Genomic DNA, 14,691 nt, shown 5'->3' on the forward strand with positions numbered 1-14,691 from the left:
TTCAGACGGCCTTTGCTTTGCTTCAAACAATCAGCTCAAAATTAATTTGAACCGACTTTGATTTTTTGCCACAAGTTGACAGACAGTTTTTTCGCATCTGCGCTCATTTGAGGCATCACGAAACCGTCTTTCATGTCTTGCTCGTTCGGGAAAATAGAACGTGTGTTCACCAGCTCGGCAGGCATTTTTTCGCGTGCAGGTTTGCTGGCCGGTGCGAAGGTTACGGCGATACCGTTTTTCGCAGCTACTTCGGGATCAAGCGTGTAGTTGATGTATTTGTGGGCATTGGCGATGTTTTTCGCATCTGCCGGAATCAACCAAGATTCAATCCAGAAGCCCATGCCTTTCGGCGTCAACACTTCAATGCCGACATTATTTTTCACTTCTTCAGAACGCGCTTTGGCCAAGTTCAAGTCGCCGCCATTACCTGCCGCCAAGCAGATATCGCCGCGCGCCAATTCGTCAATGATGGAAGGGCTGAAACGTTTCACGTCAGGACGGATAGACTTCAACACTTCCGCCGCCGCTTTCAAATCTTCAGGATTCGAGCCTTTAGGATCTTTACCCAAGTAGTTCAACAAGATTGGGAACATTTCGCTCGGGGTATCCCACAAAGCGATGCCGCAAGATTTCAGCTTGTTGGTGTATTCAGGTTTGAACAGCAAATCCCAGCCGTTTTCAGGCAATTTTCCGCCCAAAAGCTCCTTGCCCTTCGCCGTAATCGCAATCGTATTCACACCTGAGAAGTATGGAACGGCGTATTGATTACCCGGGTCGGCGGTTTCCAACATCTTCAGCAATTCAGGGTCGATGTTTTTGTAGTTCGGAATCAGATCCTTATTGATTTTTTGGTATGCACCTGCCTCAATTTGACGTGGCAGGAAGGCAATACCGGGCACAACCAAGTCATAGCCGGATTTGCCGGTCAGCATTTTGGCTTCCAGCGTTTCGTTGTTTTCATACAAATCGTAAGTCAGCTTCAAATTGTTGGCTTTTTTGAAGTCTTCGACTGTACTTTCGTCAACGTAGTTTGACCAGTTGTAGATATTCAAAGTATCGGTAGCGGCTGCCTCGGCATTGGCAGCAGGCGCGCTGCCTGCTTGAGGTTGCTCGGCTTTTTTCTCGCCACCGCCGCACGCGGCCAAAGACAATGCGGCCAATACGGCTAATACAGATTTTTTCATACGGGCAGATTCCTGATGAAAGAGTGGTTAATGTCAATAAATAAGAAACCCTGCACCCCATAAACACCCCGGCGCAGAGTTAGGCTATTGTAATGGAAACGTAAGCAAACGAAAAGCAATATCCATCTGATTTTTATTGAAATAAGGCAAAGCAACATCATCTTTTTCCCAAAAGCATTGCACCGGCTGTCGTTTTTGGGCAAAATACGGCTGATTTGCGCGCGTTTATAGAGAAAAAGCTTGCATATAAGGAAATCTGTCTTTAAAATTGCGCGTTTACAGAATTTATTTTTCAGGAGATATTCAATATGGCAAACAGCGCACAAGCCCGCAAACGTGCCCGCCAGTCGGTTAAACAACGCGCCCACAACGCCAGCCTGCGTACTGCATTCCGTACCGCTGTGAAAAAAGTGTTGAAAGCAGTTGAAGCCGGCGACAAAGCTGCTGCTCAAGCAGTTTACCAAGAATCCGTTAAAGTCATCGACCGTATCGCTGACAAAGGCGTATTCCACAAAAACAAAGCAGCCCGTCATAAAAGCCGTCTGTCTGCTAAAGTAAAAGCCTTGGCTTAATACTGACGCAGATGCCGGAAATCCTGACAACCAAAGCAGGATAATCGAGCTGATACGATGCCCCTGAGGTCTTGCCTTTCAGGGGCATTGCCGTATTCACAGCCTAAACCGACTAAATAAAACCATTTACCCTTTCATCAGGCCGTCTGAAAAACAACGGAAACTCTCATGAACAAGATGTTGAAACATTCCCTAAGTATCGGATTCATTGCCGCCGCCCCACTGGCTGCCGCCGATACCGCCCTACACTGCACCACCATTCAAGACAACGCCACCCGTTTGGCATGTTACGACAACATCTACTCGGCGCAACTTCCCCCTCAATCCCCACTGCCGCAAGCACAAACCGAAACCGCCAAAACACCAGTTGACCTCGAACAAAGCGTTCGCAAGAGCATTGAGAAAAAAGAAGCGGCCATCGTATTCGACAACCCTACCCATCCGAATATTTCAGACGACGTATTAAGTGAAACTGCTGACAGCTACACGCCTTTAAGCCTGATGTACGATTTGGATAAAAACGACACGCGCGGCCTGTTGAGCGTACGCGAGCATAACCCTATGTACCTCATGCCCGTTTGGCACAACAGCAGCCCCAACTACCACCCTGAATCCCCCAGTCGCGGCGTAACCACGCAGGAAAAATTCAGCGAGCAGAAACGCCTCGAAACCAAAATGCAGGTTTCTTTCAAAAGCAAGATTGCCGAAGATTTATTTAAAACCCGTGCCGACGTATGGTTTGGCTACACCCAAAAATCCGACTGGCAAATCTTTAACCAAGGCCGCAAATCCGCACCGTTCCGCAACACCGACTACGAGCCTGAAATCTTCATTACCCAACCCGTTAAAGCAGACCTGCCTTTCGGCGGCAAACTGCGTATGGTTGGCGCAGGTTTTGTTCACCAATCCAACGGTCAAAGCCGCCCGGAATCCCGCTCATGGAACCGCGTTTATGCCATGGCCGGCATGGAATGGGGCAAGCTGACCGTTATTCCTAGAGTTTGGATGCGCGCCTTCGACCAAAAAGGAGAGGACGACGACAATCCTGACATCAACAAATACATGGGCTACGGCGACTTGAAAGTCCAATACCGCTTCAATGACAAACAAAATGTTTATTCCGTCCTGCGTTACAACCCGAAAAGCGGACGCGGTGCCGTTGAAGCTGCTTATACCTTCCCGCTCAAAGGCAAACTCAAAGGCGTTGTTCGCGGTTTCCACGGCTACGGCGAAAGCCTGATTGACTACAACCACAAACAAAACGGCATCGGCTTCGGCCTGATGTTCAACGACTGGGACGGAATCTAATTCCCCCATATTGTTTCAGACGGCCTGTGCAATCAAGGCGGCCGTCTGAAACAATGAAACAAAACAAGCCATTCGTTTAAAATACTCGTTTCCTAGCGTCCAAACGCGTATAATGCAAAGTTTGGGCAAAACTTGCCGGAATGAAACAAAGATGACAGAAGCCGCAGCCGAAAGCGGAAAAATCGCCAAGGCTTTAAAGAAATACCTAATTACAGGCGTGCTGGTTTGGTTGCCGATTGCCGTAACCATCTGGGCGATGAGCTATATCATCTCCGCCGCCGACAAACTGATCAACCTATTACCGGAAAGCTGGCAGCCCCAGCATTTCTGGGGGTTCAACATTCCCGGCTTGGGCATCGTCGCCGCCACAGTCGTCTTGTTCGTTACCGGCGTATTCGCCGCCAACGTATTGGGCAGACGGATTCTCGGCGCGTGGGACAGCCTTTTGGGACGCATTCCCGTCGTCAAATCCATCTACTCCAGCGTTAAAAAAGTTTCCGAATCCCTGCTCTCCGACAGTAGCCGCTCGTTCAAAACCCCCGTACTGGTTCCCTTTCCGCAACCGGGCATTTGGACGATAGCCTTTGTTTCCGGCCATATCCCCGACAAACTCAAAGGCAGCCTGCCGCAAGATGACGACTATATTTCCGTTTACGTCCCAACCACGCCCAACCCGACCGGCGGCTATTACATCATGGTTAAAAAAAGCGACGTTCGCGAGCTGGACATGAGCGTGGATCAGGCATTGAAATATGTGATTTCACTGGGCATGGTGATGCCGGATGAAATACAAATTAAAACCATCCAAGATAAAAAAACTGATAGTTTATAGCACTTATTAATCAAATTATTAACAACAGAATAATGCATAAATATCTATTAATCATAATATTTAGCCTATCCCAAAAAATATAACCACTAAGGAATTACCACAAAGCTCGCACTTACTAATTCATAATGACTGGCAACCTACACAAACTGCGAACTTACTAGAAGTATCTAAATATGATTGAATGTAATAGTAATTTTGCGATTTTTTGGAAACGTAGTTATTATAAAGCGGAGAACTGCGCGGTAACTGGAATAGCTCCCTGCATATTTAATTTCAAAGATATTTAGGAAATATTTTAAGCATGGTTACACAAGGCAAAGAGAATGACTCACACAATCATGCTAATATCATTACCACAGCACTAATCCGTAAATAAATCTCCTCACATTTTACTCACAGGGATAATCATGAAACGGGAAATACTATCTATTATTTTTCTAGCTACATATAGCTCACTAGCATTTTCATCAGGGGAGCTTTCATGCAAAAAAATCATACCCATTAATGTAACAGAGGGTTGGAAAAGGAATTGTACTTATCATGGCTCATCTATAAATGAAGCTTATCAAGAATATCGCAATCTAACTCAAAATCTAGGTGAGGCCCCAAACGTTCTTCCAAATAAAAATCGTCGATATAAAACTTCTAGAAATGAAGTAGAAATTAATATTAATTGGAAAAATAAGAATCATGTGTTTGTAGCACAGACTTATCCCGAAGCCGAAAACTCAGGAATGGAAGTAGGCTTTAAAAAAATTAAAAATGTGATTCAAATTACAGAAATTGGTTGGACACCATAATTACCAATTTCTTAGTTATAAATTAAACACTTCAATATATAAACAAGGAAATAATATGCGTACCAACTATTGCGGCCTTATCAGCGAGCAATACTTAGACCAAACCGTTACCGTCAAAGGCTGGGTGCACCGCCGACGCGACCACGGCGGTGTGATTTTTATCGACCTGCGCGACCGCGAAGGCATCGTTCAAGTCGTTATCGACCCTGACACTCCGGAAGCATTTGCCGCTGCCGACTCTTCCCGCAACGAATACGTTTTGAGCATTACCGGCCGCGTACGCAACCGTCCAGAAGGTACAACCAACGACAAAATGATTTCCGGCAAAATCGAAATCCTTGCCAAAGAAATCGAAGTCTTGAACGCTGCCGCTACGCCTCCGTTCCAAATCGACGATGAAAACATCAGCGAAAACGTTCGCCTGACCAACCGCGTTATCGACTTGCGCCGTCCTACCATGCAACGCAACCTGCGTCTGCGTTACCAAGTGGCCATGGGCGTTCGCCGCTACTTGGATGCGCAAGGCTTCATCGACATTGAAACCCCAATGCTGACCCGCTCCACTCCCGAAGGCGCGCGCGACTACCTCGTACCAAGCCGCGTTCATCCGGGCGAATTCTTCGCTCTGCCGCAATCTCCACAATTGTTCAAACAATTGCTGATGGTTGCCGGTTTCGACCGTTACTACCAAATCACCAAATGTTTCCGTGACGAAGATTTGCGTGCCGACCGTCAACCTGAATTTACCCAAATCGACTTGGAAACCTCGTTCTTGAACGAGGATGAAATCATGGACATCACCGAAGGCATGGCCAAACAAGTCTTCAAAGATGCTTTGAACGTAGATTTGGGCGATTTCCCACGCATGCCTTACTCTGAAGCCATGTTCTACTACGGCTCCGACAAACCGGATATGCGTATCAACCTGAAATTCACCGAGTTGACCGACCTGATGAAAACGGAAGAATTCAAAGTCTTCCGTGGTGCAGCCGACATGAAAGGCGGCCGCGTAGTCGCTCTGCGCGTGCCTAACGGTGCAAAATTCAGCCGCAAAGAAATCGACGAATACACTAAATTTGTCGGCATCTACGGCGCGAAAGGTCTGGCATACATCAAAGTAAACGATGTGAGCAACCTCTCCAACGGCGAAGACAGCGGCCTGCAATCTCCAATCGTCAAATTCCTGTCTGAAAACGCCCTGAAAGAAATCATTGCGCGTACCGGCGCGCAAAACGGCGACATCATCTTCTTCGGAGCAGACAAAACCAAAGTCGTAAACGAAGCCATCGGCGCATTGCGTATTAAAGTCGGTTTGGAACACGGCAAAGACAACGGCTACTTCGTAGACGAATGGAAGCCTTTGTGGGTTGTCGATTTCCCAATGTTCGAATACGACGAAGAAGCTGACCGCTACGTTGCCGTACACCATCCGTTTACCGCACCAAAAGAAGGTCATGAAAACCTGATGGTTTCCGACCCTGCAAACTGCTTGGCCCGTGCCTACGACATGGTATTGAACGGCTGGGAAATCGGCGGCGGCTCTATCCGTATCCACCGTGCAGACGTACAAGAGAAAGTGTTTGCCGCGCTGAAAATCAGCCCTGAAGAGCAACAAGAGAAATTCGGCTTCCTCTTGGACAACCTGAAATTCGGTGCGCCTCCTCACGGCGGCCTTGCATTTGGCCTCGACCGTCTGGTTACCCTGATGACCGGTGCAGAATCTATCCGCGACGTGATTGCCTTCCCGAAAACACAACGTGCACAATGTCTGCTGACCAATGCACCTAATGTGGTCGACGACAAGCAACTTCGCGAGTTGAGCCTGCGTCTGCGTCAGAAAGCAGTTGAAACAAAAGAAGCATAATTTACCGGCTTAACCTTTAAAATATCAAGGCCGTCTGAAATTTTTGAAATTTCTTTCAAATCTTTCAGACGGCCTTTCTACATTTTGGTCGTTTATATATAATCAACCCGCAAACTGTTTTATTTTAAACGTTTTCTTTAATGACGTTAGAGTACAAAAAACAACCGTTTGTAAGAAAAACAAACAAATAGACTTCGCAAGCAATATCATAGCTGTTATAACAATAAAGGAACCTGACAATGTTTCTGATACTAATGGGGCTGATACTGATTTTTTTTGTTACGTTGTTTATTATTACTTCAATTATTCATAAAAAACAGTTCGCCTACGACACACACCAAGATTATAACTATCCCTCCCTTCCCTCTACCGCGCATGCTACCCTCAAGAGTGGCAGCCTGACTTTGCCTGCTACTATCAGCGGACAAGATACCGTTATTGCCAAAATCCGTATCAAATCCACTTGGGCAGGATTACTGATATTGCCTTTTGTTGAAACCATTTCATCTAAAGGCAAATGGAAGCAATATTTCGAATACGGCGCAAAAGGCGTGCGCTATATCAATCTGAGCGACACCTTTTCCGACAACGACAAAACCATCCGCTTTGAAGGCAAATACCTGTCCTTGCCAGATCAAGAAATCGAACTCTCTGTTTATCCGCGTGAAAACCTCGACGGCAAAAAAATCCTTGTCCTCGCGCCTCATGCTGACGATGCTGAACTCAGCGCATACGGTTTGTACGAAAAACACGCCGCTAATTCAATGATCTGCACTTTAACCGCCAGCGAAGGCGGCAGCTTCCACTATGGCAACCTTTACAGCACATGCGACTTCGATACCCAGGCACAATATCTGCAAAAAGGCCGGATGCGCGTTTGGAACAGCCTAGCCGTTCCCCTTTTGGCCGGCGTGCCGTCTGAAAACATCCTGCAGCTGGGCTACTTCGACAGCACATTGACCGCCATGCGCCAAAATCCGGAAAAAGAGATTAAATCGACCAAAATCGATACGACCGATGTCGATATTTTCCGCAGTGCCAATACCTCCCCATTGGCGAAACATCTCAAACCCGGCTCGACTTGGAACAGCTTGGTAGACAACCTTGGCTATCTGATAGAAACGTTCCAGCCGGATATTATCGTGACGCCGTCCCCAAATATTGATACGCATCCCGACCACCAACATACTGCGCTGGCCGCCATCGAAGCCCTGCGTAAAATCGATTACCGCCGCGGCAATCTGTTTTTGCACACCATACATTATCTGAGCGACGACTTCCCTATCGGCAAAGTAGGGTCTTCCCTCAGCCTGCCGCCGCCCTCCGAGCAACCGTTTTACTTCCAAAGCATTTATTCCCATCCTTTGGATAAAGAAGAGCAAAACCGCAAACTCCTCGCCCTTGATGCCATGAACGACATCCGTCCCAATTCAGACGGCTATATGCGTTGGAACACCATGATATTCAAAGGCTTAAACAAACTGAGACACCACGTCCTCCACCTTGACAAAGACTTGGTCAACCGCTTTGTCCGCAGCAACGAATTCTTCTATACCGTCCCCATCAGCGACTTGTACCAAGAAGAGACACTGAAACAAATCACCTATCAGGGCAAAGCCCAATAAACCACAAAGGCCGTCTGAAAAGATGTTTCAGACGGCCTTTATCACACAAAATCAAAACAATAAAATCACCGCATTACAACGAAAAATACCAAGCCAAAATCCAAACGCGACAACCCAAGTTATAATAAAACCCTTCCCATACACCCCACATCATCATGCCGATTTACTTCATCGCCGATTTGCACCTGAGCGAATCCCATCCTCAACTGACCGCACTCTTCCAGAAATTTATCCAAGAAAAAGCCATTCATGCCCAAGCCGTATACATTCTTGGCGACCTTTTCGATTTTTGGATCGGCGATGACGAAAACAACCCTTTGGTTCAAACCATCAAACAAACCATCCACGACCTAACCAAGCGCGGCATTGCCTGCTATTTTATCCACGGCAACCGCGACTTCCTCATCGGCAAAACCTTCGCCCGCGATACCGGCATGACCTTACTGCCCGAGTACGCCGTTGTCGACCTGTTCGGCACACCCACCCTGCTCTGTCACGGCGACACCCTCTGCACCGACGACCATTCTTATCAAAAATTCCGCCGTACTGTCCATCAAAAATGGCTGCAACGCCTGTTCCTGCTCCTGCCACTCACACTCCGACTGAACATCGCCACCAAAATCCGCAAGCAGAGCAAACAGGACAAACAACACAAAACCGCCGACATTATGGACGTCAATCCAACCTTTACCCACGAGACCGTCCAACGCTTCCACACGCCCCTGCTCATTCACGGCCATACCCACCGCGAAAACATCCACCGCAATGCCGATTACACCCGCATCGTACTCGGCGACTGGCGCGACAATTACGCCTCCATTCTCGAAGTCGATGCTGAAGGCTACCGTTTTATCGCCTTATAAAACATCAGGCCGTCTGAAAACCGGTTTCCCGATTGTTCAGACGGCCTGACTGACAAACATCCTCAAACCGTTTACGCAAACCAACCGCGTATCCGCTCCAAACCACCAAAGCGCACACACGCATCCGCATTCGCTTCAGTTTTCGGTTTCGCCCGATAAGCAATGCCGAATCCGGCTTCCCGTATCATCGGAATATCATTCGCACCATCACCCATCGCCACCACCTGCCACGGAGCCAAACCCAGACGTTCACGGTATTCACGCAACAAATCCATCTTAGCCTGCGCATCGATAATTCGCCCTTTCAGACGGCCTGTCAGCTTGCCGTTTTCCACTTCCAACACATTCGCAAAATGGAAATCCAAGCCCAAACGTTGTTGAAGACGTTCCGTAAAGAACGTAAATCCGCCCGACACCAGCATAAACTTCACATCATTCCGTTTACACTCTTCCAACAAAAATTCCGCGCCCGGCGACAGCTGCAACACATTCTCGTACACTTCTTCCAACACGCACTCGTCCAAACCGGCCAGCAAAGCCACACGCTTACGCAAAGACTGCTCAAAGTCCAGCTCGCCGCGCATCGACTGCTCCGTAATTGCAGCCACCTCATCCTTCAGCCCGACACCGGCCGCAATCTCATCCACGCACTCAATCGTAATCAGCGTCGAATCCATATCGCTGACAATCAGTCCCAAATCAGCAAAAGCCACATCCGGCAACACCGCGCCATCTATCTGCTGCGCAATCAACGCCGCACGCATCTCGTCCGTCAATTCAAAATCATCATCAACCGGCACACGCAACACCGACTTTCCTGATGGCGCAGACACTAAACCGCCAAAGGCCGACCAGTCGCAAACGCCCAAATCCCCATGCTGCAACACCAAAACTTTCTTCATCTCATTCTCCTCATACCTCAAAACCTTTACAAACATATCAGGTACACATTCAACTAAAAACTACAAAACCGTATTTTTGCAAAAGCCTTAAAAAACCAAAACAGCATTATAGCCGAACCACTCCGAAAATTTTCAGACGGCCTGTAAACAATTCAGCTAGAGCTACCAATGCCAATCCCTGCATCAACTAACCAAGCAATTACTCAAAAATTTGATTTTAGGCAAGCCGACTAAAATTTTTGCCAGTAACAGGCAACTTCTGTTGATTTTTCTTACAATTTCGATATAGTTCTTTATGGCTAGTTTGATACCACCCTTTGTATCTAGTTTTCATTGCATTACCACCTCCATTCGTTGCCAACGGCTCCCTTTCCGGCGGCAACTTTTTTTGACCCGATGGTTTGGCAAAATCGAAATTGAATCAAATAAAATGATTCGGAGATTTAAATTTAATTTTTAAAACAAAATGGATTATAAAAAATAACTGCTCAATTTAAACAGATATTGCCGCCAATATTTAAAAACAAACAGATCTTTCTTTATCAAGGACCTCATCAAATGCATCATTCTGAAAAACTATTCAAACTGAGCACACTTGCCCTCTGCCTTGCCGCATTGCCCCAAGCCGCACAAGCTGCCGAAGAGGTACGGCAGGCTGAAGTGGAACAAGTTACCGTTGTCGGCAAAAACAAAAGCTTGCGCACTGAAAGTCAAAACAGCTACACAGTATCCGCCCTGCGCTCAACCACGGGGCTGGTCCTCTCTCCGCGGGAAATCCCCCAATCCGTCAGCGTCATTACTAAAAAACAAATTGAAGACCAAGGCATCACCGACTTAGAAGGTGCGTTGCAAAACGCTACCGGCATCAATGTTTTCAAAAGCGGCGGACGCACGCATTTCATGTCGCGCGGCTATTTTATCGAACAATTTGAAGAAGACGGCATTGCCACGCAACTCGGCTCTCCCGGAGGATTCGGCTTAGGCGGCCCGGCCGGCGACCCGACCAGTGCAACCGATATGGCAATGTACGACCACATTGAAGTAGTGCGCGGTGCGGCAGGTTTGACACAGGCAAACAACGAACCCGGCGGCACGGTAAACGCCGTCCGCAAAAAGCCGACTGCAAAACGCCAGCTTTCCGCCGATTTGATGGCAAACTCATGGGGCAAAGTAAACAGCGTCTTTGATGCATCCGGTACCTTAAGCCAAGAGCACGGCCTGCGCGGACGCTTTGTCGGTTCCGTAGGCAGCAACAAAACCTTCAAAGACCAATCCGGCGGACGCGACATCCTTCTGTATGGCGTGATGGACAAAGACATCGGCGACAACAGCAAACTTACCTGGGGCGCAAGCTATCTCAACCAAACTGAAACACCTGATCCTGACGGCCTGCCTATGCGTGCAGACGGCAAAGAGTGGAAACGCAGCCGCTATCTAGGTGCGGATTGGAACGAAGCTCGCCTGAAAAAATACAATCTTTTTGCCGAGTTTGAACATTATTTCAACGACAACTGGAAACTGAGCAGCAAACTGGACTGGCGCAAGAATACCAGTTCAAAAGAATATTACACGCTGGGCGGCACAGGTAACGGCATCAGCACAGATGGCCTGGGAACCACATACAGCTTCGACCGTTACGATGCAGGCAACCGCCAGTTTACTTTCCAAAACAACCTGACCGGCCGCATCTTCGCTTTCGGCCAAAATCACGACCTCTTCTTCATGCATAGCTATTCCAAAGAGAACGTGAATTCAAGCAACCGCTGGCTCAACGACAGCAGCAACTATGACGCAGATGCCTTTAACGGCAGCGAGAAAGCCAAACCCGATTGGGATTCTGCCACAGCCAAAGCCCGTGGCGGCGACGGCCGTTATACTACCCATGCCTTTGGTTTGGGCGCGCGCATCAATCCTACCGAAAAACTGCACATCATCGCAGGCGGACGCTATACCAGCTGGAAACGCGACTACTATTGGGATCGCGACCTCAAAGACGGGGTAGCAGGTTCATCAGACTCGCTCAAACGCAACCGCTTCGTTCCTTATGCCGGCATCACTTACGACATCACACCTAAACAAAGTATTTACGCCGCCTATACGTCCATCTTCAAACAAACGATGAACCGCGACTACAACGACAACCTGCTGCCGCCGATTATGGGACGCAACTACGAACTCGGTTGGAAAGGCGAATGGAACGAAGGCCGTCTGAATACTTCTGTCGCCCTCTACCGCACCGACAAAGACAACAACAACCAACGCGTCAATGCCAAACCGCACGCCTACTGGGAACCGCTCAACCAAAGCAGCCGCGGCTTGGACGCCGAAATCTCCGGCAGCCTGAGCGACCGTTGGCAAGTTTATGCAGGCTACACCTTCAACCGCAGCACCAACCGCAGCAGCGTTACCGGCAATGTTGAATCGCGCCAAAAAGGCTACAACTTCAGCAGCCATACGCCGAAGCATATGTTCCGCCTCTACACCAGCTATGTCCTGCCGGTGGATGACGGCAAATGGACGGTCGGTCTTGGCTTGAAGAGCAGCAGCAAAACCGCTAATTCTTCCGGCTCCATCAAGCAAGGCGGCTACACCATTTGGAACACCAACGTCCAATACCGTCCGAGCAAAAACCTGCAACTGGGACTGGCAATCAACAACCTGACCGACAAACGCTACTACGAAAACCAATACAGCCGTGCCGCCAACAGCGGCAACTTCTACGGCGAACCGCGCAATGCCGTGTTCAGCCTGAAGTGGAAAATGTAAATAGCAGCATAGCAAGCACGGGTTGACCGCTCATTTTTTAAAAGCATAAACCAACTATTGCTGATAAAAAGGCCGTCTGAAAGTACAATTTCACTTTCAGATGGCCATTCGCACGCATTCACAAGCATTCATCATGAATACGCTCAAAAAATTCTTTTACCTTGCCCACCCTTTTTGGTCAGGGGCACACGGCCGCCTCCAATGGCTGATGCTCGCCGTTTTGATAGGGTTTACCCTATTCTCCATCACCATCAGCGTTTGGATTGCCGCATGGGACAAACGCTTCTATGACGCGCTGGCCGCGTTTGACGGCGCATCCATGCCATCACTCATTGTCGAATACCTCGGCTATATGGCGATGGTTATCGGCTGTATCGTTTGTGCCGACTGGCTGCAAAAACGCCTCATCTTCCGTTGGCGCACCCATCTGACCGAGCAATTTCAAAAAAACTGGCTCGAAGGCCACAAACACTACCGTCTGCGCCTGACAGGCGAACCGGACAACCCCGACCAACGTATCGCCGAAGACATCTACCTCCTCGCCGACAAAAGCATCAGCCTCTTTCGCTCCTTCATCAATAATATTGCCAAATTCAGCGCGTTTGTCGCCGTACTGTGGACGCTGTCCGGCGTACAGACTTTCAACATCGGCGGATACAGCATTACCGTTTACGGCTACCTTGTTTGGGTTGCACTGATTTATTCCATCTTCAGCACCGTCATCGCCCATCTTGTCGGCCGCAAACTAAAAAACCTCAATATCGACCGCCAGCATCGCGAAGCTGACTACCGCGCAGCCCTTTTACGTGTACGCGACCATGCCGAACAAATCGCCTTCTACAACGGCGGCGAAGCGGAAACAGGCCGTCTGAAACAACGTTACCTCCGCATCCGCGACAACTGGCGGCGGCTCACCAACTGCGAATTCCGCCAAGAAACCTTCTGGGCAACCTATGTCCGCATCAGCATCTTCATCCCCATCCTCGCCACCCTGCCCATGTACCTCGCCAAAACCATGACCTTCGGCGACATGATGCAGACGCGCACATCGTTTGCCCGCGTTCAAGACAGTTTCGGCTGGTTTACCGATGCATACCGCCGCCTGATTGAATGGGCGGCAGTCATCGAACGGCTTTCCGGTTTTCAGACGGCCTTGGAACAAGCAGAACAAAAAAGCCCCTCCCTTCAGTCACACCAAACAGATTTGCCGCATCATAGCGGCAAGGTCGTCTTGCAAAACCTTACCGTCTACACCCAAACCGGCAGCCCCCTGCTTACTGATATTCACCTCCAAGCCCGTTCTCCGGAATGGGTATTGCTTGAAGGTCGAAGCGGCATCGGCAAATCCACGCTGCTTCGCGTGCTTGCCGGTTTATGGCCGTATTATCACGGCAGTTTTTCCCTTGAAGGCAGCCGCCTGTTCTTCCCGCAACGCCCTTACCTGCCTACCGATACCCTGCGTCAAACCGTCAGCTACCCTTACTCAGCCTGCCAAGACGACCATTTGATTCAAACCGTTTTGAAACAAGTCGGCCTAAACAGCCCCACGGGTAGACTGCACACGTTGATGAACGATTTGGACACTTCATACGAATGGCACGGCATTCTCTCCGGCGGCGAACAACAACGCCTCAGCCTTGCACGCGCACTGCTGCACAAACCGCAAATCCTGTTCCTAGATGAAGCCACCAACCAGCTTGATGACGAATCCGCCCTGATGTTGATGCAGACCCTCAAGCAACATTTGCCCAATACTTTGGTCATCGGCATCAGCCACCAACCCAAAATTCAAGCCCTGTTTGATAGCTCTCTGAATTTGAATGAAAAAATTATTTAAATGTTAAAATGTGCAAAACGCTTGCTTTCAATCCTAACAAGAGATATAGTACTAAGTAACTAGTTCTTATTAATGAGAGCTACTCCTTGGATACTTGCCTCCGGTTCTCCAACCCGGGGGCATTTTTTTGCGTTTTTA

General features: G+C 48.7%; 11 protein-coding genes. 9 read left to right on the forward strand and 2 right to left on the reverse strand.

Annotation, left to right across the window (positions count from 1 at the left end; genetic code table 11):
* Window positions 1-41: 41 nt before the first annotated feature.
* Window positions 42-1,184, reverse strand: coding sequence for an extracellular solute-binding protein (locus HMPREF2865_RS04375; protein ID WP_036492029.1), 1,143 nt, complete (start codon window positions 1,182-1,184; stop codon window positions 42-44).
* Between the two features lie 308 nt (window positions 1,185-1,492).
* Between HMPREF2865_RS04375 and rpsT the strand changes: the two genes are divergently transcribed.
* The 7 genes from rpsT to lpxH all read left to right on the forward strand — a co-directional run bounded on the left by rpsT (window position 1,493) and on the right by lpxH (window position 9,048).
* Window positions 1,493-1,756 carry a 30S ribosomal protein S20 gene (gene rpsT, locus HMPREF2865_RS04380; RefSeq protein ID WP_002212556.1) on the forward strand — a complete coding sequence of 88 codons (264 nt, stop codon included), beginning with the start codon at window positions 1,493-1,495 and terminating at the stop codon, window positions 1,754-1,756.
* Window positions 1,757-1,924: 168 nt separating this feature from the next.
* The gene (locus HMPREF2865_RS04385; protein ID WP_070645858.1) at window positions 1,925-3,064 is read left to right on the forward strand and encodes a phospholipase A; all 1,140 of its coding nucleotides are present in this window, start codon (window positions 1,925-1,927) and stop codon (window positions 3,062-3,064) included.
* A gap of 151 nt (window positions 3,065-3,215) precedes the next feature.
* On the forward strand, window positions 3,216-3,896 hold the full coding sequence (locus tag HMPREF2865_RS04390) for a DUF502 domain-containing protein (RefSeq protein WP_070608526.1): 681 nt from the start codon (window positions 3,216-3,218) through the stop codon (window positions 3,894-3,896).
* 407 nt (window positions 3,897-4,303) lie between these two features.
* Entirely contained in the window at window positions 4,304-4,696 is a 393-nt protein-coding gene (locus tag HMPREF2865_RS04395) for a hypothetical protein (protein WP_049332338.1), read from the forward strand.
* Between the two features lie 55 nt (window positions 4,697-4,751).
* On the forward strand, window positions 4,752-6,560 hold the full coding sequence (aspS, locus tag HMPREF2865_RS04400; protein WP_070645860.1) for an aspartate--tRNA ligase: 1,809 nt from the start codon (window positions 4,752-4,754) through the stop codon (window positions 6,558-6,560).
* A 239-nt stretch (window positions 6,561-6,799) separates the two neighbouring features.
* Window positions 6,800-8,185, forward strand: a complete 1,386-nt coding sequence (locus HMPREF2865_RS04405; protein WP_070645862.1) for a PIG-L deacetylase family protein — start codon at window positions 6,800-6,802, stop codon at window positions 8,183-8,185.
* A gap of 155 nt (window positions 8,186-8,340) precedes the next feature.
* Window positions 8,341-9,048 carry a UDP-2,3-diacylglucosamine diphosphatase gene (lpxH, locus tag HMPREF2865_RS04410; protein WP_070645864.1) on the forward strand — a complete coding sequence of 236 codons (708 nt, stop codon included), beginning with the start codon at window positions 8,341-8,343 and terminating at the stop codon, window positions 9,046-9,048.
* Window positions 9,049-9,119: 71 nt separating this feature from the next.
* Here the strand turns inward: lpxH and serB are convergent, their stop codons facing one another.
* Entirely contained in the window at window positions 9,120-9,950 is an 831-nt protein-coding gene (serB, locus tag HMPREF2865_RS04415) for a phosphoserine phosphatase SerB (RefSeq protein WP_141752517.1), read from the reverse strand.
* A gap of 558 nt (window positions 9,951-10,508) precedes the next feature.
* Here serB and HMPREF2865_RS04420 point away from each other — a divergent pair.
* Window positions 10,509-12,716: a TonB-dependent siderophore receptor gene (locus HMPREF2865_RS04420; protein WP_070645866.1), complete on the forward strand. Its 2,208-nt coding sequence runs from the start codon at window positions 10,509-10,511 to the stop codon at window positions 12,714-12,716.
* A gap of 133 nt (window positions 12,717-12,849) precedes the next feature.
* Window positions 12,850-14,553: an ABC transporter ATP-binding protein/permease gene (locus tag HMPREF2865_RS04425; RefSeq protein WP_070645905.1), complete on the forward strand. Its 1,704-nt coding sequence runs from the start codon at window positions 12,850-12,852 to the stop codon at window positions 14,551-14,553.
* Window positions 14,554-14,691: the final 138 nt, after the last annotated feature.

Origin of the sequence: Neisseria sp. HMSC073G10 (assembly GCF_001812605.1) — a bacterium.
Classification (GTDB): Bacteria; Pseudomonadota; Gammaproteobacteria; order Burkholderiales; family Neisseriaceae; genus Neisseria; species Neisseria subflava_A.

Excerpts from the sequence above, each read along its gene's own strand:
- HMPREF2865_RS04375 (WP_036492029.1), bottom strand. The coding sequence starts at position 1,184 with ATGAAAAAATCTGTATTAGCCGTATTGGCCGCATTGTCTTTGGCCGCG.
- rpsT (WP_002212556.1), top strand. The coding sequence starts at position 1,493 with ATGGCAAACAGCGCACAAGCCCGCAAACGTGCCCGCCAGTCGGTTAAA.
- HMPREF2865_RS04390 (WP_070608526.1), top strand. The coding sequence starts at position 3,216 with ATGACAGAAGCCGCAGCCGAAAGCGGAAAAATCGCCAAGGCTTTAAAG.
- serB (WP_141752517.1), bottom strand. The coding sequence starts at position 9,950 with ATGAAGAAAGTTTTGGTGTTGCAGCATGGGGATTTGGGCGTTTGCGAC.
- aspS (WP_070645860.1), top strand. The coding sequence starts at position 4,752 with ATGCGTACCAACTATTGCGGCCTTATCAGCGAGCAATACTTAGACCAA.
- HMPREF2865_RS04405 (WP_070645862.1), top strand. The coding sequence starts at position 6,800 with ATGTTTCTGATACTAATGGGGCTGATACTGATTTTTTTTGTTACGTTG.
- HMPREF2865_RS04420 (WP_070645866.1), top strand. The coding sequence starts at position 10,509 with ATGCATCATTCTGAAAAACTATTCAAACTGAGCACACTTGCCCTCTGC.
- HMPREF2865_RS04385 (WP_070645858.1), top strand. The coding sequence starts at position 1,925 with ATGAACAAGATGTTGAAACATTCCCTAAGTATCGGATTCATTGCCGCC.
- HMPREF2865_RS04425 (WP_070645905.1), top strand. The coding sequence starts at position 12,850 with ATGAATACGCTCAAAAAATTCTTTTACCTTGCCCACCCTTTTTGGTCA.
- lpxH (WP_070645864.1), top strand. The coding sequence starts at position 8,341 with ATGCCGATTTACTTCATCGCCGATTTGCACCTGAGCGAATCCCATCCT.
- HMPREF2865_RS04395 (WP_049332338.1), top strand. The coding sequence starts at position 4,304 with ATGAAACGGGAAATACTATCTATTATTTTTCTAGCTACATATAGCTCA.